Source organism: Lacibacter sediminis (assembly GCF_014168535.1).
GTDB classification, from domain to species: Bacteria; Bacteroidota; Bacteroidia; order Chitinophagales; family Chitinophagaceae; genus Lacibacter; species Lacibacter sediminis.
This window is the reverse complement of the sequence record NZ_CP060007.1, coordinates 424,060-450,881: the sequence shown is the minus strand read 5'-3', so window position 1 is coordinate 450,881 and position 26,822 is coordinate 424,060. Positions and strand designations below refer to the sequence as shown.

Genomic DNA, 26,822 nt, shown 5'->3' with positions numbered 1-26,822 from the left:
TTGCAAGTTTGAAATTACCAGGTGTCTACATCACTGCGATATAACACCCAGCATTGTTTATCCTCAATATCTTTATTATTGCCGTATGATTTTGTAATGAAATAAATTGATTTTTTAGTACTCACATATCCCATTGATTTTATCACTGAGAAAACAGGAAGTGCGGAGTCTTCATTTAATGCAATAGTCAATGCCGTAACCCGTAAACTCGCAAAGGCTTTTCGGGAAAGTTTTGAAAACGCTTTTTTGATAAATACTTCATCGCTGCTGTTTGTTCTGATGTCACCAATAATAAGTTCATTAAACCAGCGGCTCCGTTTATTTGTTTTTAAAGAAAAACTGATAGCATTTTGTCCTTCACTGTAATGAAAGAAACAATAGGGTTGCTGATCTCTTGATGCATTGATCCATTTCTCAAATGCAGCATCCTTTGCCAGCCGGTAACTGTTTGCCGGTATTTTTTGATCAACGGGCTTCATTTGTTTATCAAACTTTGATATGACTCCATCAACAGAAAAAAGAAAAGCAAATGGATTCAGAAATTTTACATGCCAAACAATATTTAATGGATTCGCCCACTTGTTTTTCATAAAGCTGCCATAAGACATCTGTACCGGAAATCCCATCAAAAAATCAATTTTCAAATCTTTGTTATATTCATCAAGATAGTTCAGTAGCTTTTGAAAAATTCCCTTACCCCTGTAATCAGGATGAACCAGTGAATTACCGGATTGAAACGAATTATAAACTTGCCCGTTTTTTTGATAAGGCCAGTAAAACAGCGATTGAAACCCGGTTACTTTATCTCCGTCCATTGATACGATGCGAATGCATTTGTCTTTTTGAAAAGGATGCTCATAAAAATTTTCCATTGTAACGGCCACCTCTTCTTCAGGCCGTTCGTACTGCATACTGAAAAGCTTTGTTACTTGTGGCTTCATCCAGTCTTCATACAACTTAATTTCCATTGTGAAATTGATTTTTGATTGATTGTTTGCTTATTTGGAAAAAAAATACTTCAATTGATAATTACTCCAATTCGCCAGCAAATGATCTCTCCTGATCTGAAATAAATCATCGCCTTTCTGGGTTTTACCTCTGTCTGTTGTGCAAAAAGTCTGGTAACCCAACTTTTGCGCAATGGGTGTTGTTATTGCAGGATCAAAGTTAATATTCACTCTTCCCCACGGACAGGCAAAATGCTTACATACTTGCTGCAGTTTTTCTTCGATCACTATTTTCGATTCCAGTAACTCATGTTCTATTTCTGCAGGTAATAACCGTGCGAGATGCGCATGTGTTTTTGTATGCGATCCAAAGCTGATCTTATGATCCAGCATTTCCCTGCACTGCTCCCAGTTTAAGAAAGAAAGTAATTTAGAATTACCGGGTAAATTATTTTTGATGAGAACAAGGTCTTCTTCATTTGTTTCACTCAACCCTGTATAAATTGTTGGCAGGTAAATAATAACAGGGATATTCATTTCCGCTGTTATCGGCATCATATTGTGATGCAGGCAACGATACCCGTCATCAAAACTTACACAAAAATAGCGGCCATCAATCGCTGCTTTATCATTCATCATATTGCACACATCATCTATCGAAATAAATTCACCGAAATTGCGCAGGTACTTTAATTGCCGCTCAAAATCTCTTCGCTCATCATCAAACACATGATGATAATAAGGGAACCTTATCCAGTTACTTGAAGCAGCAATGGAGCTTTTTTGTGATAAAGCTAAGATTGCCAGCTCACGAACTGTACTCCTCGCTTTTTCTACAAGTGATTCATTACTGTTAAACTCTTTAAATGTGCGGATTAATTCCATCTCGTATTTGAATAAAAAGAATGCTGTATCTACTGCTGCCAGGTTTCAACCAAAGGTCTTCCCAGTTTTTTCCAGTCAAACTGCATTCCTATAGTAAACTGTTCGGCTTTTGCAGCGTTAATAAAATCTTTGTTGAGCGACGTTAAAACCGGAACAATTGCAGCACAACTATTATTCATGATGCTGTAATGCAGTTGATATGTTTTTAAAAAATCGAGCTGTGCTTGCACGGGAAAGCTGAGAATATACAACCCTGCCTGTGCATACGCCAGTATTTTATTGGTTAATGCCAACTCCCTGTTTTTGTTTACAGGTACATCTGTTGCAAGTCCAACATCGCAGGTAGCTAAAAAAGTATGAAGCTCGTGTTGCGGCATGGGATCATGCAACACAATCCCGTTCCTGTTTTTTAAGTGCATTTCTGCAAACTGTGGTTGCAGATAGCCGATCAGGTGTAATTCAACCAAAGAATGTAATTCGTTCACTGCAGGAATCACTTCTTCCAATCCTCTTCCTGAATCAATATTTTGCGAAAACCAAACGAGCTTTAAACGATTACCCGTTTGCAATTCCGGCGCAATAAACTCACTCGCTAAAAAACCATTAAGGAGCACCAGTTGTTTATTTAACATGCCGGGAATATTTTTTTGTACTTCAGCAGCAATTAAGGGCGCAGCATAAGAGCAATACGTTGCCTTTGGTAGTAGTAGCTGCATTAACCGCAACATTTGCTGCTGTTGTTTGGGAAATGTTGTTTCTCCCGGATGATAATCTTCCACATCAATACCAAGCTTTGCACCCGAACGTTGCGAATATACATAAGCAGGATAAAATGCGCCGGGGTTGTGTGCAATTACCCAATCATACGATTGACTTACTTTTTTTAAGAACCGCAACAGAATCCACGAACGCTTTCCTGTCACAATCGATAACATTTCGGTTGTTAAGAAAGAAACTGGTAAGGAATTGTAAAATTTTTGTAACAACGAACTCCATAACCATGGAAAAAAGGGCGACCGTAACGCAGATAAAGAAATAAACGCAGTGTTTTGAAACCGCTGCTGTAAAGCAGTAGTTAAACCATCGCTCCAGTTACCCACGCTGAATTGCACAACTGTTGTATCGTAACCTGCATCAATGGCCAAACTAAGTTCTTTTACCAAACGGGGATTGGCAGCAAGATTGGTGGAAGTAATAAACAACATTCGTTTCATCTGGAACGGCGCAGGTAATAACGGGTAAGCCGGGCAACACGCCAGCCGAAAATATTTTTTATTAGTTCAATCATACGCCCACCCAACACAGGTAACTGTACGTTTTCTCCAAGCGATTGATAACGCTTGTAGGCAATAGCCGATAAATTTTTTTGTGCCGGAAACTGATCAACCGCAAACCGCAGGTATTGTGCTGCGATGGCTTTGTTAATGAGTGGATGCTTTCCTTTCTTTATCAGGTATTGGTGTTTGAGATCAATCGTAAGTAATGTATTCTGCAAGTATTTTTTATTCTTGCTTTGGCTTAACTGGTTTGCAGCACCCGGCTCAATATGATAATAATTGTAAACACCCGGCACATACACAACTCCTTCACTTGCCAGTAACAGCCTTGCAAAAAACTCTCCATCATCATCGGGACAACGGTAAGCCCGCCAGCCACCTGCTTTTTCAATCAGCTGTTTTGCTGCCAGCCAGCAATTGGTTTGAATAAAATTCAGGTTCCCTTTTCCACCCCAGAGATCAATCAAAAAATCCTGTGGATCATCGCTTGAATAAATAAAGGCTGACTGATCGGGATAAACACGATCTGTTAATTCTACTTCTGTTGTAAACTGTTTGTAGTTACATACTGCTACTTTATCCCGTTGGTTTTGCAAAGCACTTACCTGTGCAGCGATCTTTGCTTTATCCAGTACATCACCTGCATCCAGAAACTGGATATAATCTCCTGTTGCAACAGCCAACCCCGTGTTGCGTGCAACAGCAGCGCCTGCATTTTTTTGTTGCATCACCTGTACACCGTTGCTTTCGTATTGTTTTGCCAGCAGATAGCTATTATCTGTTGAGCCATCATCAACAAGAATGATTTCGATTGATTGATGGGTTTGTGCCAACACCGATTGCATAGTTCGGTGCAATGATTGGCCACAATTATAAACAGGTATGATAACAGAAACCAGCAAACAATAACTTATAGTGAAGGATGTACCAACGCTTTCCAAGTATCCGCTACTCCAAACTTTGCCAGCTTCCGTGCAGCAAATGCCTTTGAAAAATTTTTTGTTTGCAGGCAGTAGTTCAAAAAGTTCACGAGGAACCTGCGTCTGTTCTTATTCATTAACCAGCTTTTTTCATTTTCTGTTAATGGCAGATCGAGTTCCTGCAAGGCATCACGCAGGTAATTGAAATTGTTATAGAGATAACTGTATTTGTTGTTCAGTTCCTGTCCTTCGTGAATACGATAATAATTAAACGTAAATGGCAACATCAGTATTGGACCTGCTGCTGCGGCTTTCAAATTAAAATACATATCGTTGGCAGGACCATACTTTTCCGGGTAACGTCCGATCTTTTCAAAAAAACTCCGGCGAAGAATAGTACCACCGGGACCGATCATTAAACAGGGTTTTTTAAAAAAATGTTGCTGAATGGCTAGTTTTGGTGAAAGCATAAAAGGGCTTTTGCCTGTTTCGTTGAATTGCATTCCAAAACCTGCTTGCGGAAACTGCTGCATGACTGCAATGCATCGTTCAAACCCATCTGTCAAAATTTTATCATCACTGTCAACATACATGATGAACTCGCCTTTGGCATACGAAGCCGCTTTGTTACGGTTCCGGTAATCGCCGAGGTTCACTTCATTTACATATACTTTGATCCGGGGATCATTGGCTGCATACGATCGTGCGATCTCCACAGTCATGTCTTTCGATCCATCATCTACAATGATCAGCTCGAAATTGGTATAAGTTGAAGCTAATACACTTTCAATGGCTTCAGGAATATACTGCTCCCGGTCATAGGAAGTCATTAAAACACTCAGCAATGGTAATTCCATCAATAGAACTTACTTCACTTTCGAATCTGTGTGAAGGATATTTTTTTTGTAATCTCCTCTGGAGAAAAATTTTTCAATAAAGCAATACATCAATATAAAAAAGTAACGGCTGCCCATTTCCCTGATCTTTAATTTTGAAACTCCAGCCTTTCTGTTACGCCAGGAGTTTGGAACAACAGTATAAGTATATCCACGCACAATGGTTTTCAATGACAGTTCAATCGTAAGATTGAAATGGGGTGCCATTAACGGTTGTATACCTGCAATAGTTTCCTTTTTATATAATTTAAATGCGTTGGTTGCATCGTTATAACGGGTACCGATCACCATACGGATGATCGTATTCGCCATACGGTTGATCACAAATTTGTGAAACGGATAATCAATGAGCTTACCACCTTTGATAAAACGGGACCCGAACACACAATCCACATTATCTTCAAGCATACGATGATAAAAACGCACCAGATCTACCGGATCATCTGATAGATCTGCCATCATCACCGCCACACAATCACCGCTAAATTTTTCTAACCCATACCGTACTGCATAGCCAAAACCATTAGGGCCATCATTGGTGTAATAAACCAACGAGTGAACCTGCTGTTGCAACCCTTGCAGTACCTGAATCGTATTGTCTTTTGAATTGTCATTGATCACAACAATTTCATGATCAATTTTATATTTCTGCAATACCTCATAAAGAGTTTGCACCGTCTCTGCAATGGAACCCTCTTCATTATAGGCAGGTATTACGATGGAAAGTTTGAGCATACTTGTATAAAGATTTTAAAGATCAAAGCCGTTTAAACATCAACTCTTCAAAGTCACCAAAACCATGTTTGATCTTTGCACTTACAGCAAACCCCTTATTTTGTAACAACAGATCGATCTCATCAGCTTTCACCGCTTCCAGATACATATCATCGTGGTGTTGTTCCAGTTGAATAAAGTTGATGCTTGCAGTGTTCCCTTCAAACAGACCTTCGAGACATTTTAATTCATGTCCCTCTGTGTCAATTTTAATAACATCGATGAAGTCAAGCGATTCTTCTTTTATAAACGTCTTTAGTGTAATCACATCTACTTCATACGAAGCTGCAACTACTTCCTCTGGCTTTACACCAAGTACTTTAGCTTTCATTTTCAGGTAATCAGAATCGTAGTTCAATTCTTCAAATGTTGAAGTCTCATCGGTCACTGTTTCTTTTAACAGCAACTTCCCGCTTTGATTACTGACTCCTTTATTAATGAGTTTTACGTTTTCTAAGTGCCCGAATTTTTTCTTCAACACTTGATACAACCGGGGATTAGGCTCAAATGCAAAGATGGATGCCTCCGGAAATAACTTCAGGAAGAAGCTGATGGTCTGTCCTTTGTTAGCACCCACATCAAAGATGACCGGCTTCTTCACCTCAACATGTTTACGGTAATAGTTCGAAAGCCTGGGATAAAAGATCAGCTTCTCATTAATATCGATCAGGAATTGAATAAGCTTTATACGTAATGACATAAGGAATTGTGGTGCTTAGAGACGTGAACGCAACGCATTGAACATTTCTTCCAGTGTAACAGTGAGATCATACTTCCAGTTCCACTCGGGATAATGTTGTTTAAATTTAGAAAGATCACTGATGTACCAGATATGATCACCAATGCGGTTGGTATCAGAATAAGTATAATTCATTTTATTACCGCTGATGTTTTCGCAGAGTGCAATTGCTTCCAGCATAGAACAGTTGGCAAAACGTCCGCCACCTGCATTGTAAACTTCCCCTGGTCTTGGGTTCTGATAGAACTGCCAGAACATATTTACCAGGTCGTTACTGTGTATATTATCACGCACCTGTTTTCCTTTATAACCAAAGATGGTGTACTGATTACCCGTAATGGCACACTTCATAAGATAAGCCAGGAAACCATGTAACTGTGCACCAGAATGATTGGGGCCGGTTAAACAACCGCCACGAAACACAGCGGTCTTCATACCAAAGTATTTACCATATTCCTGCACCAGTACATCAGCAGCAACCTTAGAGGCCCCAAACAATGAGTGCTTTGTATGATCAATGCTCATGTGTTCATCAATTCCATGCTTGTAATAAGCATGTGAGGAATCGATCTCCCATCTTGTTTCAGTTTCCACCAAGGGCAGGTAATTGGGCGTATCGCCATACACTTTATTGGTAGAAGTGAAAATAAAAATAGCCTCAGGACAAAACTGTCTTGTCATTTCAAGCATATTCAACGTGCCCGTTGCATTAACAGAGAAATCGGTTAGTGGTTCTCGTGCTGCCCAATCATGACTGGGTTGTGCAGCTGCATGAATGATGAGTTGTACAGCGCTGCCATACTCTTCAAATACTTTTTGCAAAGCAGTGGTATCTCTGATGTCGACCGTATAATGCTTATAATTGTCGTACTGGTTGGCAAGTCTTTCCCTGTTCCATTTGGTAGAACCATCTTCGCCAAAAAAATACTGGCGCAGGTTGTTATCAATTCCCACAACGGTATCAAATTTATCCGCTAAAAAACTTACGGATTCACTTCCGATCAATCCTGCCGATCCTGTTACAATAGCTACTGACATGTTAATATAAAATTGGTTTTAGTTGTTCTTCATGATCCCTGATCCATACATAAATTTCCTGCATGATCTTTTCGGGTGTGTACAAAGGCTGCCAGCTTGTGCTGTCCATGATACCTGTATTATCTGTTACGTATAGCCGTACATCTGCTTTACGATTTTCCGGCACTGGCGTTATAGTAATGCTGTTTCCTGTGAGGTCTTCACATATAGCGGTGAGTTCTTTTAGCGATACACTGCAATCAATACCACCACCCACATTATTGATCTGCCCGTTCACAGCATCAATATGTTGCATTTGCCAATCAATAAGGCGAAACAAGTCATGAATATGCAACATATCTCTTACCTGTTTTCCCATGCCACCATAACCATTGTATGTAAGATTTCTTTTCCAGAAATGACGGGCCATCCATAATACGATCACTCCTTGATCTACCTTGCCCATTTGCCAGGGACCTGTAAGTACTCCGCATCGGTTAATGACAGCATTCAACCCGAGAAATTCTACATACTCGGTGATCAAAAGTTCTGAAGCAAGTTTTGTGGCACCATAAAGCGATCTCGCACCGTGAAGTGGGAATTCCGTTGTGATTCCTTTTGACGAAACGCCTTTGATCGTTTGCTGATCACTGAAATGAAAACGTGTATCGCTTTCTGTATAGGCCGCTTCATCAAGCAAACCAAAAGGATAAACACGGCTGGTCGATAAAAAGATAATACCTGCTTTTTGTTTTACAGCATAATTTAAACAATTGATGGTACCCAGCAGGTTGGTGTTCACCACATAATCTGGTGTGCCATCAATACCTGCAAGCACAGATGGTTCTGCTGCCGCTTCAATAATAAAATTGACCTTACCCACTTCCTCAAAATCCTCTTTGTTGCGGATATCGCCGTGGATAAACTCAATACCTGCCGCTTTTAGACGGGCAAGACTTAACTCTGAGCCACGGCGCTTGAGGTTATCAAATGCAATAATCCTTGCTTCAGGATAAGCAGCCTTAAAATAAAGTGCCAAGTTTGACCCTGCAAAACCGCAACCACCAGTTATTAAAATACAGTGCATTCGCAACAAATTTAAAGTAAAAGTTTATCGAGTAACTCTGATGCCCAATTGAAAGCTGGGACAACAAGTTCATAAAACCCCCAAAACGGTGGATAATCTGATATGGTTGAACTGTATAGAAAAGGGTAATAAGAAGGAAAAACAGCATTCAAAATGGCGACATGTTTAATACTAATAACTCCAGTTGCAATAGCGCTTTGCTGATATTGTTGAATTATTAGAATAAAAAATGGAAAAAGATAACCGATAGAACGTGCCAAATCTGCCACCATGAATGTAACTAACAAGGAAGGCAAAAATAAAAATGCAATAATAGCCACTTGCTTATACATTCGGCTTTTGATAATGAATACTAAAACAGCATATGCCAAAAGCCAAAGAAATTCATAAGATAAAAACAAAGAGCTTGCTATAGCTCTTAAGTTGTAAATAATATATCTTACACTGATGCCGGAAAAATCTCTGTCATTGACTGTGTTAATGAAATGATACCTCCATATAAATAAAATGATTAAAGCAACCGTGCAGCCGTTAATGAATTTCATCAATTTTCTCTCTCTTTCAGGTACTAATGCCTGACACCAAAGCAATATTGCTATTACGGGTATTGAAAACAAAGTACGTTCATCAGTTAGCAAAGCAAAAGTAAAAGTAAGGATAAACAACAGGTTACCTTTTAACGCTAGCCAAATAGTAAGCATCATAAAGAGCCAGGCATATACGTCCCAGTGACCAGGGTCAATAAAAAACTGTTTAAAAATTATTGAACATGCAAAAGCAAGAACGAACCAGAAAGCTTGTTCTGGTTTATTTAAATTAACTATTAAAATTGTTTTATAAAGTAGTATTAGAAAGACGAATGCTGCTACAAATTGTAATATATAAAAATGCCAAACCTGTAGACGAAATAAATTTGCAAGTATTGGAATACCCACACGGATATTACGTTTTAGTAGATGAGATACCCCACCATTTTTATCAGGTCCATCTTCTGGATGAGTTTCAATATACTTTTTTACATATAAATGAGCCTGCCCATTATATGGATTCTGAAAAACCAAATAATAAAAATTAACATGCAGCTCATCTGAGTTAATTTGACTAATATCTTTCTTAATAAAGGATCCGTAACGGAATGGTTCACGCACGGAAACAGGTCTTGACGTAATTACAGCAAAAAACCAAACTGCCAGTAGAAGGAAAAATATCTTTCTATTTGAAAGATTTCCTTTAAAAAAAGCAAGTCTATTTCTCGTCACTGATAAAGTATGAAATAAAAATTATCAGAATAAACTGGTAAACAGTCATCGTGCATTTAGTAAAATCTATAAATTGGTACATATAGGCTATAAACTGTACTCCCAGAACTTCACCCTGAATGAATGTTTTACCATCTTACTATTACCATTAAACTCTATTGCCTTTACATCACTAAAAGAAGAATCGCTGTTGCTGAAGAAAGTACGCACCTTATTAAAATCAAGCGCTCCTTTATCTTTCAGTAAAGATTTGTTCAGCAAAACTCCGGTTTTTACAATTGGAAACAACGCCTTTACATTGTAGCTGGTTGTATCGTTCACTTGTAATTGCAGGTAGATCGCCGGAGGTTGATAAAAAAACCTCCGTAGTTTTCCCGGCATGGTATACGCAAAGTCACATTCCATAAACAATAGCTTATCTGTTTGAGGGATCGTTATTTTCTTATTTAACTCCAACACTGTATCAAGTAATAATTTTTTATGTAGCTGCTTTGCAACACTGTTCTTTTTAAATAACAGCAATTCTTTACCGGGAATAGTAACTGAATCAATCATGTGATAGTTCTGCAACAAAGCCAGTTGCGTATGCATATCATCCCAAAACGGATGTCGGTTTTCCTGCAACTGATTAGGATGATAGATCACAAACTCAGGAGCTTTTGCAGATAAATAGGCATCGTAATTAGCCATTATCAATTTAGGTGTGTAAGCAGCATAAGATTGAATGGCCGGCCGTGGCTGGTAGCTAAGCCGGTTATAATATACAAACGAAATTTCTGAAGGAATTACATCAACAGTACCTTTTCCAATACTGTCAATCATTCCCTGCGGCAAGCCTAATCCTCCTTTTTGTTCGTCAAAATTGCGGGCTGCCTCCGTGTTGTAGCGAACAAGCTGTTTAATGTGGTTACCCACGTTATTAAAAAAGTTTGCTCTTCCAATCTCAGGCAAACAACATAACAACAGTAAAAGCGGGAACGCATTCAAGGCATAAGACCTTGTTTTTTCAATATTGGTGAACAAATACAATAACAGAAGCAAACAAATGGCACTAGAAAAAAATACAGGGATATGAATCATATCCGGCCGCACAAACGACTGTTTGAATACAACAAAGAGAAAAGCGAATGCATGACCGAATAAAAAAAGCTCCTGTTTGCTCTTTAGTACTGGAAGAGGATTCGCAAGAAATAGGAACAGCATTAATCCTATTACTGCCAGTGCAGAAAGAACAACGTAGGGCGGCGGTCCAAAAAACATGACATCGTTGTAATAATTTATAAGATCAAGCCCATTTTTGATATAAGAACCCGTATTAATTGGAAGTATGAGTGAAAGTAATAAATGCAGGACAGCTACAGCCGAAATACCGATAAGCAGATGGGGCCATTTCATAAGCCTTGTAATGGCTAAGTAAAACAACGACGCCAGTAATAAAACATTCAGAATAATACCTGTACTCACCTTGATATAAAAACTGAGTACGGTAATAACTAAAACAAAAAACAACGAAACAAGCTTCCGTTCCTTTAAGTAAGAGAACAGGTGAAACAGGAAAAAGAAATAAAGTTGAAAATCGACCTGGTTAGAAAAAAGAAAATTGAAAAAAACGAAAACAGCCAATAAAAGGAAAAAGCGAAACTGGTCGTTTAACTTTCGTTGAACTTGAAGAATAAACCAGATGGCATTACCGATCAAAAACAACCGGAACAAAATGAGTGTTATTACCGATACATGATCCGGCAAGCCAGATTCAAGATAACCAAGCGGACCATAAGTGAAAATGAAATCTTCACCGAATTGCAGATTCTGTTGATGCGCCAGGTTAATAGCAATGCGCCACGAAGGGTCAATCCCGTTTTCTGGTAAGGATAAAAACCGGAATGCATGCACAAGAAGCAGAAACAGGCCCCAACAGAGCGTGTCGAAAGAAAATAGTTTTTGCTTTAGGTTAGTAAGAACGGTCATGTAATCAGTTTGGAAAAATTGTCACGCTATTTATTGCTCAGCCGTGTTTAGGAAGTATTCGAATAATATCATTCTTAACAGCAAGGGTATATCCCGGGAAATTAGCAGCTACGAACAAACGCAACTCACTCATAGGAGGATAATCGTTCTTACCAACAAACAATCTTGCATCATCGATCAGGATCACATGATTTTTAATGGAATGATTTGCCACCTGTCTTAACTCTTCCAGGATCGGTGTTTCCTTTTCTCCCTTTGCTGTAACTACATACTTATCGCCAACCCAAAACTCAGAAGAATAATGTCCATCAAGCCAAAGCAAACAGGGAGCATTTACCGAATGAAGAATGTTTCCCAGTTGTGTTTCACTATCGCCTTGTACAATGGAAATTTTACTTTCGGCAGAAAAACGTTGTCTTGCTTTTTCTGCGAGCTCCTGGCTCAGTTCAATGGAGAAAACTTTTGAGAATTGATTTTTCACATACTCAACCGTATCACCCATATAAGTACCTGTTTCAATAAACACTGTATGTTGGTTATACTTTCTTGCTACGCTCAGAATTGTTTCACGCTTTGTTTTATAACTCGGTATATTGTACCAATTGTGGAATTCATTCTTTTTCTTCCAAAGGAAACGGTAAAGGCTCAATAAAGGTGTTATACGTTTTAATACAGATTTCATGTTCAGTTATTTAATACTTATACAAGGGAAATAAAAAGTGTTGCTGATTAAAAAATGCGCCAGTCATCAAAGTCAACGCCAAAACATTTGTCCCGGTCCATACGAACACCCAGGTAAGCGCCAACATTTGAATTAAATGTTCCAACAAAAAAGGCAGCCTTATTCAAAACATCAGTAGAAGCAAATAAACGTACATGCTGGTTACGAATATGTGTTTTATCCAGCTTGATGAAATCCCAATGGAAGTAGCCCCTGCTTTCTTTATCACAAAGTGTATAGATATGCCAGTCGGGATACTTCTGATTGAGTTGTTCAATGATCCTGTAATCGTCTGTGAGTACAAAAGCATTTCTACAGTTACTCAATGATGTTGCCTTATTGATATAGGTGTCAATTTCATGCAAGTCGAATTCAACGAACTTATCGCCACCACGGATATGCAGACCAACGTATTCATCCGGAAGATTCAAGGAAGAAATGATCCCGTCAATTTCCGACTTTACTTCATGATTGTATATCCACGTAAGCTCCGTAAGTCTTCTGCTTGCGGAACGAAGGTCTCCATAGATCTGTAAATCCGGAAAATGAAATGTTTTGTTTTCCATTTCACGGGAATGAAAATCTTCCCATAACTCATGGGTATAATAAAAAGGACCTGTTTCTTTGAAATAAACAACTTTGGCAAGCTGGTCTCTTAAACTGTTGCGTTGCTTTACCAGTGGAGCTACCATTGTATTATAAGCTGCATCAACTGTTTTTTTACCGGTTCGCCGCTTATAAGTATAAGGTCTGCGTTTATTATAAGTTGAGTGATGTGGATTTACATCTTCTTCGCAAAAGGGAATGAAATAATCTGTCCATCCTTTCCTGTAACCAAAGTTTGCATCTTCTGAATACAAAACGAACCTGATCTTCTCCTGCAAACAATACAGCATTGCAAAGATCATATTGTTATACTCCGAAAAAAAACCAGCTTCCGCACCTAAATGGAAAACCAGTTTTTTACTGAACGAAGCATTTAACTTTTGATACTCCTGTCGTGCTATTTCATTATCGATATTCAATGTAGAACCTGTCATTATTTAAACAGTTGTCATTATCTGAAACCTTTTGTTACACCCAAGCGTGCATACACAGCAGACTGCATACGGTTCTTAAACAGATCTGCTTTGTGCAGGTTGCTTTTAATAAACGATGTAGCAGCAGGTGGTTTTGTTTTCATGTCACTGATCACAAAATCGAAAAAGGCTTCTAGGCTTTCATGGGTAAAAGCAGCAGGCACTACGTTTTGTTTAAACCAGGGTTCTGCTGCCATCTGTAAACATTTTTCTTCATCACGGTCAAGCTCAATGATGCGTTCAATCGCTTCTTTGTAAGATCCGTATTCATTTACATGGATAAAACTCCTGGTATTAAAATCCTTCCCCACTTCTGTATTACCCCAGTAAATAGGAATACTGTTTACCAGCATCGGTTCAATGAGTTTCTCGGTAGTATAACCCGGGTAATTAGAGTTTTCGAAAGAGATCACAAACTTGTAATCTTTTATAAAATCCATTTTGTTGGCAACAGGTCCGCCCACATTATTAAGATGCCGGCCACCTGAGTCAACCTGCTTGTATTTCGACAGCTCATGAAAAAAAGCAATTCGTTCTTTTGCCTTTGCATTACTCACTACCATACAGGCAAATTTCTTTTTCTGTAAAAACAATTCAGGGCTTTTTGGTTGTACCAATTTAGTGGTATCCCATGCTGCCCAGATAGGCCAGCGTTTATGTCGTGGATTATCGGTATAAAAATCAGAATCCAGCACATAATCACAACAGTTCCAGTCGGCCCTTGCATTTTCCCAGCCAAGAAACACCCGGTGGCATTTATAATTCAGGTAATCACGTTTCCCGTTATAGGCATGTGTAAAAAAGAACAGGTCAGGATCATCACTCAATTCTACCTTATATTTCTTTGAAAGAACACGGGTAAAATAATTATCGACCACATTAAAATCGGGCCAGAAATAACCAAACTTTACTTTAATGGTTTGCATACTTACAGAGATGGTGAGCAGAATGGTTTAGCGTCTTAAAAACTTCAATACGAATTTGGCCGGCTTCTTAAACAAGGGCTTTACGGCGATGATGAGTGCAAAGAGATTGAACTGCTTCTTGAGGAGTAAGTTTTTCTTAATACCCTGTATTCCTTTTAATTCATCGGTTGAATAATAAAACACCCCTGTATCAAACCGATTCAGTTCAAGGGTACAACCTCTCCATACGCCTAGGAAATGGTTAGTTTTTTTTCTTACTCTCACCTCAGCTTCGTACAAAAGATGATTATAAGTAAGCCTGGCCATCTCCTTTCTGAATGCTTCCTGTTCATCTGTTGATGTGTAATCCGATGATAAGTCAATAAAATGCCGGTACAAAAGGTTGAATTGCGGCACCCTGTCTTTCGACTGCCCGCTGTAAAGAGATGTGGGAAGAATGCGGTAATTGTATAGCGGCTTTGCCACTACTGCTACTCTGTTTACATAATGCAGGTATTGCAGGTTAAAGAGCAGGTCTTCCCAAATACTCATATCCTCACGGAAACCAAGTTGATATTTACGGATAATCGCAGCGCTGAACAGTTTGTTCCAGTTAGCATAATCATAGTAAAAACGCATAAGACCATGTAATAACCCTGTACGGTCATCAGCCACATCCATCACCTCATCCTTCAACTGCAAACGCACTTTTAATGGCTGACCTTCTTTATGCATGTTTACATTACAAATGGCCCACTCGCAGTTTTGCAGGGTGATGGCGTTGTATAATTCTTGGAGCATGTCGGGTTCCATCCAGTCATCAGCATCACAAAAACCAATATAACTCCCTGTTGCCTGTTGCAAGCCAAAATTGCGGGTGGCACTTACGCCTTTGTTGCTTTGATGAAACACAAGCAAGCGCTCATCAGTTGCTGCAAGTCTATCGAGCATTTCTTTACTCTCATCGGTTGATCCATCGTTCACGGCTATGATCTCGATATCCTTTATGGTTTGCGTCATAACCGAACGGATACATTGTTCAATATACCCTGCGGCATTATAAACAGGGATAATGATGGATATTTTGGGTGTAGCCATTACTTTTTTAAAAATACTTAACAGTGATCAGTTCCCAGTTATTGAGCTTCCGGATCTCAGCAACCGGGGCCTGTTGTTTATTACCTGCAGTAAAATTGGCCAGTATTGCATCCCGTTTGCCATTACCGGCAAAACGTTCGGGCAACAGAAACACAATTGTTTTATTGTTAACAACTGATTTAGGTCTCGCTCTGATAACTTCAAGCGAAATGAAATCATCCTGGTTATAGATCGTTTTACAATGATCCAGATCATATTTCAACCCGGAATGAATAACATAGGTAAAATCACTTTTTTTTTCAGCAGCATGAAAAATTTCCAGGTCGGCCTGCGAATTGATCTCACCAAGCGGCACTCTGTATTTCGGCGAAAGTACTTTGGTGCTGTTAAGTTTATTGGCCGATGATAAACCGGCATACACAAACATCAATACCGGTATCACGATGAAAAACTTCTTTACCCTTTGTTCAACATATTGCACAACCAATGGCAATAAAAATAACCCTGCCAGCCGGAAATGTCTCGACTCCTCGTAGGCATTAATATTTTTACCACTGACAAACGTGTAAAGAAAAAATGCAATAAATACTCCGGCAACAGCAACAACAATGTCTCGGTAGCGCTCATTCAGCTTAAACCGCTGTTGCAGGAAATAACGGATCAGTAAAACAAAAAAGAAAAGTACTCCAACATAAATAAGCAGCATGGCGATATGACCATCAGGAAAAATAACGCTGCCTGGTTTCTGCAAAAAATAGTTAACGTAATCATCGAGCCCGATAGATGCAAGCAGGGGTCCATTTAAAGTAAACAGGAATCGTTGAAGAAGAATCATATTATTCGCTCCCAGCTCAATCCATGTTGAGTCCGAATTAAACGGAGTGAGACCGCCCCCGGTAAACAAAAGATCGCAGCAATATTTTCCGGTAAAAAAAACAATCGCCAGCACTGCAAGGCGAAAGATTGATAGTTGTTTTAATTGAAAAACAGATACACAACTGCCAATAACTCCCAGCCAGAAAATAAGCATGCTGCTTTTTATAAAATAAGAACCGATCAACATCGGTAATAAACACAATGCCCGGATCAACACAGGTTTCTGTTCCAATTTAAACCAAAGCAAAAGCAGCCAGGGGGCAGCCGCAAACTCAAGAATATTTGCACCGGGGTAAATCTGGAAAGCAGAAAAAAGATATCTGGAAAAAATGATAAGTAACCCTGCATATAAAACCACTTTTTCGTTGAATTGAAAACGACGATAAAGTTTAAGCCAACCTGTAACGCCTATCCACGCCGATACCAACACAGTTAAACTGATAGCGATTCCCAATGGCAACCTCAGTAACATAAACAGGTATACAAAAAACCATTGACCGGGACTCCACCAGGTGGTACGTTCTTCCACACATTGATAAATATTTTCAATGGAAGGCATTCGGTGATATTGAAATCGGCCACCCTCTGAAAAGTTGATAAGATCAAGAAATCCTAAACCCGGATCAGAGATAAAAGATGGCGGGCTGTACACAGAACCGGCAAATAATGCCAGTAACCAAACAGCAGCAAACCGGTAAAAATAGTTGGTGTAAGCAGTAGCAGGCATGCGCTTATTTTACAAGTTTATATTTCAGGATGCAGTAAATCGCTCTGAACCCATCCCTCCAGCCGATCTTTTTTCCTTCTTCAAACGTGCGGCCATAGTAACTGATGCCCACCTCGTAAATACGGATGTTTTTGATCCGTGCAATTTTTGCCGTTACTTCAGGTTCAAAGCCAAACCGTTTTTCCTTCAGGTCAAGCCCCTGTATCACCTCACGTTTAAACATTTTGTAACAGGTTTCCATATCAGTAAGGTTCAGGTTTGTAAGCATATTGCTCAAAAAAGTCAGTACTTTATTACCGATGCTGTGCCAGAAAAAAAGAATCCGGTGTGCATTGCCTCCCATGAAACGGCTGCCATACACCACGTCGGCAAACCCATCAAGAAATGGTTTCAACAAAATATTATACTCTTCCGGATCATATTCAAGATCAGCATCCTGTATCACTACTACCTCACCGGTGGCTTTTGCTATACCTGTATGCAAAGCGGCACCTTTGCCTTGGTTAACAGTATGATTGAATAACTGCAGTGGCATATCACCGAACTGATGCTTTAATTCCTCCAACCGTATTTGCGTACCATCGCTGCTGCAATCATTTACAATGATTACTTCTTTACAGATATTATCCAGCAGCTGAACCTTGTTCACTTTTTCTAAAATTTTGTGAATCGTAGCCTCTTCATTATAAGCAGGTATTACGATTGATAATTTTTTTATGGTCATGTAGTTGTCTTGGTAGATCTTTTTGCTTGGTTAAGAAGGAAAAACAGATTGATGGATATAGAGTGCATTTGCAAGGTGGTTACCTCGTTTCCAGTCATGAAAATCGGTATTGTACAACCCAAAAAAATAATAACCATGCAGGGCAAGATGTTCGGTAAGTACCGGGAAATAAGTATTCCGTTGATTTGTTTGCTGAAACCCTGTTTCGCAATACACAAAAGAGATATGGCCGCCTTGCAGCATTTGTTCAGCGCCTTTTAATACGTTGATCTCAAAACCTTCGGTATCAATTTTCAGCAAATCGATCTTTTTAATGTTGTGCACACTGCAATAATGATCAAGTGTATCGATCTTGATCGTTTCTTCTCTTGCATTAGCGGCGTTATTCATCACATCCTCACGCAATGAATTAAGGACGGCGAAATCGCTATCAAACAAGCGAATGGCTTTTTCACCGGCTTCATCGCCCAAAGCCATATGCTCTAATACACAATTTACATCGCCTGTGGCACTATTTTTTAACTGTTGGAAAGTTGCCTGCACCGGTTCAAAACTGTAGATCCTTACATCAGGCAGGTGAAAGCGAAAATACGTTCTTGTCTGGCCCACATTGGCACCCACATCAAATATCACATCTAAAGAGGGGTAGTTGATCTTATGATTAATATCTACAAACAGATCGGCACCCACTGGAAGATTACTGAGTTTATGCATCCAGTAACCTGTGGTCCTAATAATAAATTTTTTTACAATATTCACGATAGAAAGAAATTAATGGAGAATGTTTGGCAAAAAGGGTTAAGCTTTCTTGTTGAATATGTTTTTAAAGAAGCGTAGAGGTTTAAGTAAGGTATAGCCCAAACGAAACTCTTTCATCTGCTCCACTTCGTTACGTACCGATTGGCGCAAAAACAAATCGTTCATGAAAACCCGTTTCAGATCAATCGACAAGCGACTGAACTGTTGTTGCTCCGTAAAGCTCGCCGTTTCACCAAGAGAAAAAAAAGCTTCACTCTTTTCACTTCTTACAATATTCATCAGAATATTATTCTCATATGGGTAACAGGCCACTGCAAATTGCTTTCGAGGATTTTTGCACTGCTTCGACGAAATGAGGTAGTTTGTTTTGATAGATACGAGTGGTTTTGTACCGTTCAGATCAAAGGTTACAGACAAATCTCCCAGATTGAATTTCTGATAGATGCTTCCGTCGAGTTCAAAAAAGCCATCATAAATACTCAACGATTCCCTCAGACTTGAAAAGCTAAACGTCTTTTTTCCCAACAGCAATGCTGTTTGAAAAACTGTTTGTGCATGATCGAGGTGCTGACCGGCATCTCCAAAATTTGTACTCAGGCCCACTCTTGGGTACACAAAGTAGCTGCCTGTCTGCTGCAGGTAGCTGTAAAAAAATTTCTTCCATGATGAGTTGTTTGGCCACTGCTGAACACTACTTGGCAAGGCCTCTGTAAATTGCTCACCCTTTGCTACACCAAGATAATTTATAAAACCTAACCACTGTTTTTTTGTCCATAGCTGTCCCCATGAACAAGGCACTTGCATAAAATAATTATCATACCCGTCGTGCAATGGTTCAAACGGACAGTAAGCCACTTCATTAAATGTGTTATGATATAAGGCAATACCTGCCACCTGTTCATCGCTCTTAAAAAATGCATAAGCCTGTTGTGCATAATCATAATAGAAAGCTGATACAAGCAGATCATCTTCCAATACGATCACCGCATCATGTTGCTTTGTAAGATCGCCACAGGATAGTATATGTTTTTTTAAGCCGAGGTTCTGTGGGTGCTGAACAACTGTTTTTGTTCCATGCTTCCACTCAAATGTATCTGCTGTTGCTTTGCAATCATTATTACCTGAATGATCAATACTGATGATCAACTGAATATTTCCATAACCCTGGTAGTTGGCAGTAGCAATTGATCCAAGCAAACGCTGAAGCGATACCGGGCGGTTATAAGCAGCTATCACTATGGCAATGTCAGCCTGCATGCAGCTTGCGTGATTTAAAGTATTGTTCCATGGTCAATTTCACAAAACCCGGACTGAGTGTATGAACCAATACATCGAAAAAAATGGGTGCCGCTTTTGCATATTGCTGCTGATCGATCAGGCAACGACAATACCAGCCAAGTTTATCATACATGATCTTTGCCGGCAGGTGCTGCGCAAAATTCTTTTTGAAAATTTCCTTCCAGTTATTCCAGAATACTTCGTCCACTTTGTTTGCACTGAAACCTCCTGAATGATAACGGGCTACTGTATAGGGCACATATTTTTTCCGAATGGCAGTGCTGCAAAAAAAACGGATATTTAATTCATGATCAGATGCAATACGGTATTGTAGATCGTAACCGCCATATTGCTGAAATAATGTTCTGCGATAAAAAATGCGCTGGTGGTTAATGTTACGGTTAATAAGATCTGTCGGCATGCATGTTCCTTTTTCGATCACTTCATCGGGCACCCACAACACATCCCCGTAAACCAGGTCATATTCTTCCGTTAACGAATAAAATAGCCTTTCCAAAACAGATGCATCATAGAACCCATCATCGCAACCCATAAAGTAAACCCATTCGCCTTTTGCTGATGCCACCCCTTTGTTCATAGCATCGTAAATGCCATTATCTTTTTCTGAGATAAGACGAACCCGTTGATCTTCTTTCTGTCTTGCTTCAACAATTTCCTTTGTACCATCTGTTGACAAAGCATCGAGCACCACTAATTCATAATTGCTGAACGTTTGCAATGCTATACTCTGCAAAACAGTTTCTATATATTGCCCGGCGTTATACACCGGCATTATAATGCTGAGTAAACAATTATTTGCAGGATAGTTACTCATTCTGTTTATAACTCTGCAAATTGTTTATTCGCTTTTTCAATTAAGTAAGGTTGAAGTTGCAGCCACAGATCCTGGCCGGCCCCTTGATCGAACCGGGCCGTTTCATAAAACAGTTCCGTTTGGTTCAACACTTTCCTTTTGTCGATCAGATCACAATTATTGAAAGCTGTACTATGCACTTCATCAAGCAGCCACTGCTTCCAGTTACCTGCCAGCCATTCGCCCATCGGGCTGTTCCAGCCCGACTTTAATTTATTACGGAGAATATGTTCGGGCACAATACCCTTTGCTGCTTCACGCACAATAGCTTTTGAAAATCCATTGCGTACTTTATAATCGTTAGGTAGTGTAAATGCAAATTCAATGATACGATAATCTAAAAACGGCATACGCACTTCCACACCTGCATGCATGGAATAACGGTCGTAATTCCGAAGTAGCGTTGGTAAAATTCCTTTAAACGTAGAATGAAAAAGCTTAGCCTGGTAGTGTTTTTCTTCTTCGAAAATACTAAGTGTTTTTTTCTCTTTGATCTTTTTTCGCAGTTCACTTTTAAAATGTAGCCACGCTTCTTTTAATTCTATTTCGCCATCATAACCATACATATTATGGATAGTAGTAAGCGTTCGCCTCATTTTCATGATATTCGGAAAATCGTCTTTCAACTTAATATCCAAATCAAAAGGATACCCACCGAACAATTCATCGCCGCCATGCCCATCAAGTGTTACTACAATACCTTTTTCACGGAAACCTTTGTACGATTGAAAAAAACTGATGGGAGAGGTAAGGTACATTTCTTCGAACTCATAAACAGTACGTAGAATGTAATCAGGCTCAAGGCTTGGCTCGACTTCAACTCTCACTGCAGGCACCCCGGCATTTGCAGCTACCTGCAAAGCTTCTTTTGTTTCATCCAGAACCGAACCCGGAAAACTCGAAACAAGCGCCGTGTAACCGCCCTTCTTTCCAAAACCTAATTTACCCAATGTTGATACCACATAACCAGAATCAATACCGCCACTCAATGCCGAACCTACGGGCACATCACTACGCATACGAAGTGTACAGGATGATTCAAATAATTCCCGGAATTGTTCAACCGCTTCATTAAAACTTTTATGTGCCGGTTTTTGTTCGAGCAATTGTTCCGGGAAATAATAACGGCTTATTTTCAGTTCCCCGTTTTTATAAACTGCATAACACCCTACCGGGAATTTATGGATGCCATTGATGATCGTGTCCGGCAACACCTCGTTATCAAACGGGTTCGCCAAAGAAAAATCAATAAAGGGTTTGTTATAAGAAAACTGTGGCAAACATTTGTACAACGCTTTCATTTCAGAAGCGAATGCAAACTGTTCACCCTCATGTATGTAGTACAATGGTTTTTTACCGATACGGTCACGGCTCATAAAAAAGCTCTGCTCCTGTTCATCAAACATCACCAGCGACCACATGCCGTTCAGTTTACTTAAAGCAGCAGGACCTTCAAGCAGCATCAGGTGAAACAATACTTCTGTATCTGATTCAGTAACGAACTGTACACCTTTTTGCAGTAACTCTTTTTTGAGTTCAATATAATTGTATATCTCTCCGTTGAACACAATGGCATAACGCTCGTTGAAGATCATTGGCTGGTTTGAACGGCTGTCGGTATCAATGATCGCTAACCTGCGATGCCCAAGCTTTACATTCCCCGTTCTGTTTTCCCATATACCAAATCCATCAGGACCACGGTGCTTGATGGTGTCAAGTCGCTGCTGAAACTCTTCTCTGCTGATGCTATAATTCACTGTTCCAAAAATGCCACACATAAAATGTTGATACTGTTAATTACTGTACTAACCCTGTACCTGGTTATAAATGGAATAAAAATCGTTCCTGATGCGCTCGCCTGAAAAACGATTTGTTGTTTCGGTTGAAATAAATTCACGGTTATACGAATGGATGTTTGCTGTCATCTGCAACAACCCATTCAAAAGCGTTTTCTGGGTTCGGTCATTGCTGATCAGCAACCCATTATCAGGCCGCATAAATTCCTGCACACCACCGCACGCTGTTGAAAGCACTGGCAACCCCGTAAATAACGCTTCCAGCACACTCACTCCAAATGATTCCCACTCACTGCTACACACATAAAAATCACAAGAATGAAAAAGTTGGCATAGTTCAGCAGCAGCCAAACGACCATGAAACTTAACATTGCTGGCAATCTTTCCTTCCTCAACAGATTCGTTGATCAGTTTCATTCGCTCTTCATCAGCATTGCCTACAAGGTGAAGAACAGTTTTTGGGTACTGTTGCAGAAATTGAGGAAACACCTTCAACAAATAATCAACACCTTTTCTCTTATCATAAATACCAACGAATATGATTTCCAGTTTTACAGAAGGATCAATTGTTGCATGTGCTTTATAAAAAAACTCTTTTGCACTCACCATATTATGAACAATCACAGGCTTTACACCGGTATAGGCTTCAATTTGATTTGCCTGCGCCTGGCCCACTGCGGTAACAGTTGTAGCTTCAAGCATAGGTTGTATGACTGTCTGCTGTTTATTGTGCAACCAGTCGAAAGGAAACGGAGCCATATGTTCCGTAACAATGAATGGTATCCCCAAATGCTTTTTTAGATAAACCGCTTCTTCACCAAATCCATACACCACATGCAAATGACAAAGCAAGGGTTTATATTTCCTCACGAGTTTCTCTACCTGCTTTTTCTCAATTGCTTTTTTATAACGCCAGAAAAAACGATTGTACAGCACGGACTCAACCGGCAACTGGATCACTTCTGTTGTACCAATAACTCGTCTGGTAAAAGAACCAAGTAAACTCAAAAGATGTTGTACAATTGAAAACTTGCTGCTGCTTTTCTGTACAACTATGTGCTCATAGCTGTTATCAGCCCTCAGTAATTCAACATGACGGCGGATAAAAATCCCGTCGATATTGTTATCAGAAGAGGGATACCAGGTAACCAAATGCAATACAACCTTTCGCTTCATGCGTATGTATCCCGGTTAGAGAGGAACATAAATATTGTTGTAATCCTCCAACGTAATAAATTTCTTGTAACCAAAACCCTGCATCAAAGCTTCTACCTCGGGGCGGTTGCTTTCAAACACTTCTATCATGACAACGGGTTTACAACGTTTGATCGTTTCACCAGCTCCCTTCAGTACTTCCACTTCAAAACCTTCCACATCAATTTTCATAAAATTGGCTTGTGCTATGGAAAAGCTATCAAGGCTGCGAATGTCAACCGCATCTGCATCATTGTCTGCATCACTGAGCCTATCGATCCGGTTCATGCCTGTATTTCCCAATGAAAAATCTGTTTGCACTCCCTTTCCACTGGCTGCACCAAGTGCAAATGGATAAACTGTAACAACCTTGTTCAGGTGATTAAGCGAAACATTGTGTTCAAGCTGGTTGCGGTTAAACACATTGGGTTCAAAACAATATACTTTTTTTGGCGCCAGGTAATTGCAGTAATATAGCATGTGATTGCCGATATTACTGCCGATATCTATAATATGATCAAATTGTTTGTAGTGGGTTCTTAAAAACCCAAGTGTCTCCAGTTCGTAATAATTGCGGTTTTGATAAATTATTTTTTGAATATGATCCGCATGAAATAAAGGCAGGCATATTTTCATACCACCGATCACCATCACCGGGTTGCTGATAAATTGTTGTTCTCTTAAAATTGTAAGTTGTTTTTGAGTAGCTTTTGTTTCATACAAAATCTGATCTCTGAAACCTCTTGCTGTAAGCTTATCATACACTCGTTTAAAAAAATGCTTCATTTGTTTGATATTAAAGATGGACAGGAGTTTGCCCATGAACGGTGAAAATGAGATAAAAAGTTTTTGATACTCTTTTAAATACGACCCTGAAGGTTTTCTGTACTTGATACTATTGACTAAATAACCAACCATTTGCCTCTTCGTAAGCTCATTCCGAAAAAAAGTTACAGCCAGTATCGCATGTGTTACATAGGTATGAGCTATTTCTTTTCGTACTGCAGGGCTAAATTCTAATAAATTTACCTCTACACTTAAATCTATCAGCCGTTTCTCTAAATATTTTGCAGTAAAATGATTAAAGGATACGCCACCTGTATGTACCCGGTACACAGACATTACTTCGTTGAAGAAATAAGCTTTCCCATGTGTAAGTAAGCTACAGAGCATCATAAAATCGCCATGTCGATGATTCATTCGAATCGTTAATGGCACATTAGTCCTGTAAACAAGGCTGGCCATTGGAATCGTTGTCATCTTGAAAAAAGTATGTGCTTCAAAAGAACGAATATCCGTCACTGGATAGACATCATATTCTGACGAATGTTCACTTATGCGTAAAGCCTGGTGAAATGTAAAACTGTATTCTTCATTCGCTTCGAGAAAAGTTACCTGCTTCTGTAGTTTCAGAGGATCGATCCAGTAATCATCTCCTTCAAAATAAGCGATGTATTTAGATTGGGGTCTTGTAATTAAGTCAATCCAGTTTTGTGCAGGGCCAACATTTTTTTCCTGTAATATCAGGTGTATAAAATCAGGATGCTTTTGCTGATAGGCCACAAGAATATCTCTTGTTCCATCAGTAGAATAATCATCTGCAATGAGTAATTGAAACGAAAAATCAACCTGCTGCTTTAACACCCCTTCGATTGCCTGCCGTATAAACTGCTTGTGATTATAGGTAATAAGGCAAACCGTTAACAATGGAATCATCGGCTTATTTTCCCTTTTCACACATTAAAAAGATACTTGAACAAAGGTCAGGATACTGCTGGCCTAACTCATAACAGCCTTCGAGATACTCCGGTGAAATAATATCGGTATTCAGTAATCGGTCCCATTGAAAGTTGGCTAATGCTTTAAAGAAGATACCCGACCTGTGTACCACTTTTAAACCTGCCGCCTTCGCATCACGTTCCAGGGTATCGAGCGAATAGGTAATGCGATGCCCATGCTCTTTCTCCGCTGGAGTAATAGCTGCATTGTGCGTGATCAATCCCATCTTTACTGCAATCTGTCTTGATGGAGCATTTGCATTGGGACAAACCAAAAAGAAACGACCGTTCTCCGATAACCATTCATCATTAATCCGTTTCATTACTACTACCGGGTTATCCAAATGCTCCAGCACATGCGTAAGAATAATGTTATCGTATTTTTCGGGAAGTGTTACTTCTTCAAATAACGCATTTACAAATTTCAAATCACCAAATTCTTTCCTGGCAATTTCAATGGCTTCATCTGATGCTTCCACACAAGTAATATCCTTGAAAAAAGGGATCAGCCTTTTTGTGAAATCGCCTTTAAAACTACCTAACTCAAGACAATTGCCCTCTTTAAAAAAAGGTTCAAAAGACTTTAGCATAAACCGATGCATTACATCAAAATCAAAATTGTAAGCGTACTTATGATCTGCTGCATCTTTTAATTCCGAGTTATAATCTCTTTTCATTTGTTTATTTTTATTTGCTTTTTGGCCAAATAGTATGCCCATAATCATTTTTCGTTGGCTTGCTTTGTTTAGGGCATTTCATATTCATACTATTCCTGATTATTTTATTCTCCCGCCAGCTCCTTTTGCATCACAACTTCTCCTTCCTCAAGCCCGGTTTGCTGAAACCCAAATTTTGAATACAAAGCAATGGCGTTACTATTATGTTGTGCTACCCGAAGTGTTATTCCATTAAAACGATTGGCATTTGCAAAACTGATACACTCCTTCATCAGCTGCGATGCAATTCCTTTGCCACTGTATTGTGGAACAGTGCTAACGTTTGTAATAAATGATGCCTGCTTTTCATCGTTGAAATACGCAGCAACTAATCCTATCAACTCATCAGCATACCATGCTTCAAATCGAACCGCATAGGTTGTGATTTTTTCTGCATAGAGTTTGATGTCAACTTTTTTGTTCAGGCTGGGCACAAAATTATCATTGCACTTTTTAAGATGCGTTGATACCTCTTCAGCCGTAGCCGTATTAACCTTGTAACTGATCAACATTTGATTCACAAAAGAC

At 39.4% G+C, this 26,822-nt stretch carries 25 protein-coding genes; all 25 read right to left on the bottom strand.

All coding sequences use genetic code 11. The annotated features are described in order from the left end of the window. Positions 1-14: 14 nt before the first annotated feature. Positions 15-968 (bottom strand): GNAT family N-acetyltransferase, encoded by a 954-nt coding sequence (locus H4075_RS02095; protein ID WP_182803691.1) that lies wholly within the window; start codon positions 966-968, stop codon positions 15-17. Between the two features lie 30 nt (positions 969-998). Further along, the gene (locus H4075_RS02090; RefSeq protein WP_182803689.1) at positions 999-1,832 is read right to left on the bottom strand and encodes a polysaccharide deacetylase family protein; all 834 of its coding nucleotides are present in this window, start codon (positions 1,830-1,832) and stop codon (positions 999-1,001) included. Positions 1,833-1,861: 29 nt separating this feature from the next. Then, complete coding sequence (locus tag H4075_RS02085; protein ID WP_182803687.1) at positions 1,862-3,046, bottom strand: glycosyltransferase family protein; 1,185 nt, start codon at positions 3,044-3,046, stop codon at positions 1,862-1,864. Continuing rightward, positions 3,043-4,011: a glycosyltransferase family 2 protein gene (locus tag H4075_RS02080; RefSeq protein WP_255460286.1), complete on the bottom strand. Its 969-nt coding sequence runs from the start codon at positions 4,009-4,011 to the stop codon at positions 3,043-3,045. Before H4075_RS02080 ends, H4075_RS02085 begins: the two co-directional genes overlap by 4 nt. An 8-nt stretch (positions 4,012-4,019) precedes the next feature. Next, complete coding sequence (locus H4075_RS02075; protein ID WP_182803683.1) at positions 4,020-4,886, bottom strand: glycosyltransferase family 2 protein; 867 nt, start codon at positions 4,884-4,886, stop codon at positions 4,020-4,022. A 9-nt stretch (positions 4,887-4,895) separates the two neighbouring features. Then, on the bottom strand, positions 4,896-5,660 hold the full coding sequence (locus H4075_RS02070) for a glycosyltransferase family 2 protein (RefSeq protein WP_182803681.1): 765 nt from the start codon (positions 5,658-5,660) through the stop codon (positions 4,896-4,898). 22 nt (positions 5,661-5,682) lie between these two features. Continuing rightward, positions 5,683-6,399 carry an FkbM family methyltransferase gene (locus H4075_RS02065; RefSeq protein WP_182803679.1) on the bottom strand — a complete coding sequence of 239 codons (717 nt, stop codon included), beginning with the start codon at positions 6,397-6,399 and terminating at the stop codon, positions 5,683-5,685. A gap of 15 nt (positions 6,400-6,414) precedes the next feature. Beyond that, positions 6,415-7,476: an NAD-dependent epimerase/dehydratase family protein gene (locus tag H4075_RS02060; protein ID WP_182803677.1), complete on the bottom strand. Its 1,062-nt coding sequence runs from the start codon at positions 7,474-7,476 to the stop codon at positions 6,415-6,417. A gap of 1 nt (position 7,477) precedes the next feature. Next, a complete protein-coding gene (locus H4075_RS02055) occupies positions 7,478-8,542 on the bottom strand; it encodes an NAD-dependent epimerase/dehydratase family protein (protein ID WP_182803676.1) in 1,065 nt (354 codons plus the stop codon). 11 nt (positions 8,543-8,553) lie between these two features. Beyond that, entirely contained in the window at positions 8,554-9,801 is a 1,248-nt protein-coding gene (locus H4075_RS02050) for a hypothetical protein (protein ID WP_182803674.1), read from the bottom strand. Positions 9,802-9,888: 87 nt separating this feature from the next. Next, the gene (locus tag H4075_RS02045) at positions 9,889-11,769 is read right to left on the bottom strand and encodes a hypothetical protein (protein ID WP_182803672.1); all 1,881 of its coding nucleotides are present in this window, start codon (positions 11,767-11,769) and stop codon (positions 9,889-9,891) included. A 37-nt stretch (positions 11,770-11,806) separates the two neighbouring features. Next, positions 11,807-12,451, bottom strand: a complete 645-nt coding sequence (locus H4075_RS02040) for a hypothetical protein (protein ID WP_182803670.1) — start codon at positions 12,449-12,451, stop codon at positions 11,807-11,809. Positions 12,452-12,498: 47 nt separating this feature from the next. After that, the gene (locus H4075_RS02035; RefSeq protein WP_182803668.1) at positions 12,499-13,530 is read right to left on the bottom strand and encodes an O-fucosyltransferase family protein; all 1,032 of its coding nucleotides are present in this window, start codon (positions 13,528-13,530) and stop codon (positions 12,499-12,501) included. 17 nt (positions 13,531-13,547) lie between these two features. Next, positions 13,548-14,495 (bottom strand): glycosyltransferase family 10 domain-containing protein, encoded by a 948-nt coding sequence (locus H4075_RS02030; RefSeq protein WP_182803666.1) that lies wholly within the window; start codon positions 14,493-14,495, stop codon positions 13,548-13,550. 27 nt (positions 14,496-14,522) lie between these two features. Then, positions 14,523-15,572, bottom strand: a complete 1,050-nt coding sequence (locus tag H4075_RS02025; protein WP_182803664.1) for a glycosyltransferase family 2 protein — start codon at positions 15,570-15,572, stop codon at positions 14,523-14,525. A gap of 7 nt (positions 15,573-15,579) precedes the next feature. Continuing rightward, positions 15,580-17,175: a hypothetical protein gene (locus tag H4075_RS02020; protein WP_182803662.1), complete on the bottom strand. Its 1,596-nt coding sequence runs from the start codon at positions 17,173-17,175 to the stop codon at positions 15,580-15,582. A 4-nt stretch (positions 17,176-17,179) separates the two neighbouring features. After that, positions 17,180-17,899, bottom strand: a complete 720-nt coding sequence (locus H4075_RS02015; protein WP_182803660.1) for a glycosyltransferase family 2 protein — start codon at positions 17,897-17,899, stop codon at positions 17,180-17,182. Positions 17,900-17,929: 30 nt separating this feature from the next. Continuing rightward, positions 17,930-18,658 carry an FkbM family methyltransferase gene (locus tag H4075_RS02010; protein ID WP_182803658.1) on the bottom strand — a complete coding sequence of 243 codons (729 nt, stop codon included), beginning with the start codon at positions 18,656-18,658 and terminating at the stop codon, positions 17,930-17,932. Between the two features lie 39 nt (positions 18,659-18,697). Then, positions 18,698-19,915 carry a glycosyltransferase family protein gene (locus H4075_RS02005; protein ID WP_182803656.1) on the bottom strand — a complete coding sequence of 406 codons (1,218 nt, stop codon included), beginning with the start codon at positions 19,913-19,915 and terminating at the stop codon, positions 18,698-18,700. Further along, on the bottom strand, positions 19,905-20,771 hold the full coding sequence (locus tag H4075_RS02000; RefSeq protein WP_182803654.1) for a glycosyltransferase family 2 protein: 867 nt from the start codon (positions 20,769-20,771) through the stop codon (positions 19,905-19,907). Before H4075_RS02000 ends, H4075_RS02005 begins: the two co-directional genes overlap by 11 nt. Positions 20,772-20,776: 5 nt before the next feature. Then, positions 20,777-22,588, bottom strand: a complete 1,812-nt coding sequence (gene asnB / locus H4075_RS01995) for an asparagine synthase (glutamine-hydrolyzing) (RefSeq protein WP_182803652.1) — start codon at positions 22,586-22,588, stop codon at positions 20,777-20,779. Between the two features lie 27 nt (positions 22,589-22,615). After that, complete coding sequence (locus H4075_RS01990) at positions 22,616-23,782, bottom strand: glycosyltransferase family 4 protein (protein ID WP_182803650.1); 1,167 nt, start codon at positions 23,780-23,782, stop codon at positions 22,616-22,618. Between the two features lie 15 nt (positions 23,783-23,797). Continuing rightward, on the bottom strand, positions 23,798-25,516 hold the full coding sequence (locus H4075_RS01985; RefSeq protein WP_182803648.1) for an FkbM family methyltransferase: 1,719 nt from the start codon (positions 25,514-25,516) through the stop codon (positions 23,798-23,800). Positions 25,517-25,520: 4 nt separating this feature from the next. Further along, a complete protein-coding gene (locus H4075_RS01980) occupies positions 25,521-26,255 on the bottom strand; it encodes a class I SAM-dependent methyltransferase (protein WP_182803646.1) in 735 nt (244 codons plus the stop codon). Positions 26,256-26,359: 104 nt separating this feature from the next. After that, the gene (locus tag H4075_RS01975) at positions 26,360-26,728 is read right to left on the bottom strand and encodes a GNAT family N-acetyltransferase (RefSeq protein WP_182803644.1); all 369 of its coding nucleotides are present in this window, start codon (positions 26,726-26,728) and stop codon (positions 26,360-26,362) included. Between the last annotated feature and the right edge of the window lie 94 nt (positions 26,729-26,822).

Coding starts and splice junctions, on each gene's coding strand:
- H4075_RS02095 (WP_182803691.1), bottom strand. CDS start 968: ATGGAAATTAAGTTGTATGAAGACTGGATGAAGCCACAAGTAACAAAG.
- H4075_RS02090 (WP_182803689.1), bottom strand. CDS start 1,832: ATGGAATTAATCCGCACATTTAAAGAGTTTAACAGTAATGAATCACTT.
- H4075_RS02085 (WP_182803687.1), bottom strand. CDS start 3,046: ATGAAACGAATGTTGTTTATTACTTCCACCAATCTTGCTGCCAATCCC.
- H4075_RS02075 (WP_182803683.1), bottom strand. CDS start 4,886: ATGGAATTACCATTGCTGAGTGTTTTAATGACTTCCTATGACCGGGAG.
- H4075_RS02070 (WP_182803681.1), bottom strand. CDS start 5,660: ATGCTCAAACTTTCCATCGTAATACCTGCCTATAATGAAGAGGGTTCC.
- H4075_RS02065 (WP_182803679.1), bottom strand. CDS start 6,399: ATGTCATTACGTATAAAGCTTATTCAATTCCTGATCGATATTAATGAG.
- H4075_RS02060 (WP_182803677.1), bottom strand. CDS start 7,476: ATGTCAGTAGCTATTGTAACAGGATCGGCAGGATTGATCGGAAGTGAA.
- H4075_RS02055 (WP_182803676.1), bottom strand. CDS start 8,542: ATGCACTGTATTTTAATAACTGGTGGTTGCGGTTTTGCAGGGTCAAAC.
- H4075_RS02045 (WP_182803672.1), bottom strand. CDS start 11,769: ATGACCGTTCTTACTAACCTAAAGCAAAAACTATTTTCTTTCGACACG.
- H4075_RS02040 (WP_182803670.1), bottom strand. CDS start 12,451: ATGAAATCTGTATTAAAACGTATAACACCTTTATTGAGCCTTTACCGT.
- H4075_RS02035 (WP_182803668.1), bottom strand. CDS start 13,530: ATGACAGGTTCTACATTGAATATCGATAATGAAATAGCACGACAGGAG.
- H4075_RS02030 (WP_182803666.1), bottom strand. CDS start 14,495: ATGCAAACCATTAAAGTAAAGTTTGGTTATTTCTGGCCCGATTTTAAT.
- H4075_RS02025 (WP_182803664.1), bottom strand. CDS start 15,572: ATGGCTACACCCAAAATATCCATCATTATCCCTGTTTATAATGCCGCA.
- H4075_RS02020 (WP_182803662.1), bottom strand. CDS start 17,175: ATGCCTGCTACTGCTTACACCAACTATTTTTACCGGTTTGCTGCTGTT.
- H4075_RS02015 (WP_182803660.1), bottom strand. CDS start 17,899: ATGACCATAAAAAAATTATCAATCGTAATACCTGCTTATAATGAAGAG.
- H4075_RS02005 (WP_182803656.1), bottom strand. CDS start 19,915: ATGCAGGCTGACATTGCCATAGTGATAGCTGCTTATAACCGCCCGGTA.
- H4075_RS02000 (WP_182803654.1), bottom strand. CDS start 20,771: ATGAGTAACTATCCTGCAAATAATTGTTTACTCAGCATTATAATGCCG.
- asnB (WP_182803652.1), bottom strand. CDS start 22,588: ATGTGTGGCATTTTTGGAACAGTGAATTATAGCATCAGCAGAGAAGAG.
- H4075_RS01990 (WP_182803650.1), bottom strand. CDS start 23,782: ATGAAGCGAAAGGTTGTATTGCATTTGGTTACCTGGTATCCCTCTTCT.
- H4075_RS01985 (WP_182803648.1), bottom strand. CDS start 25,516: ATGATTCCATTGTTAACGGTTTGCCTTATTACCTATAATCACAAGCAG.
- H4075_RS01980 (WP_182803646.1), bottom strand. CDS start 26,255: ATGAAAAGAGATTATAACTCGGAATTAAAAGATGCAGCAGATCATAAG.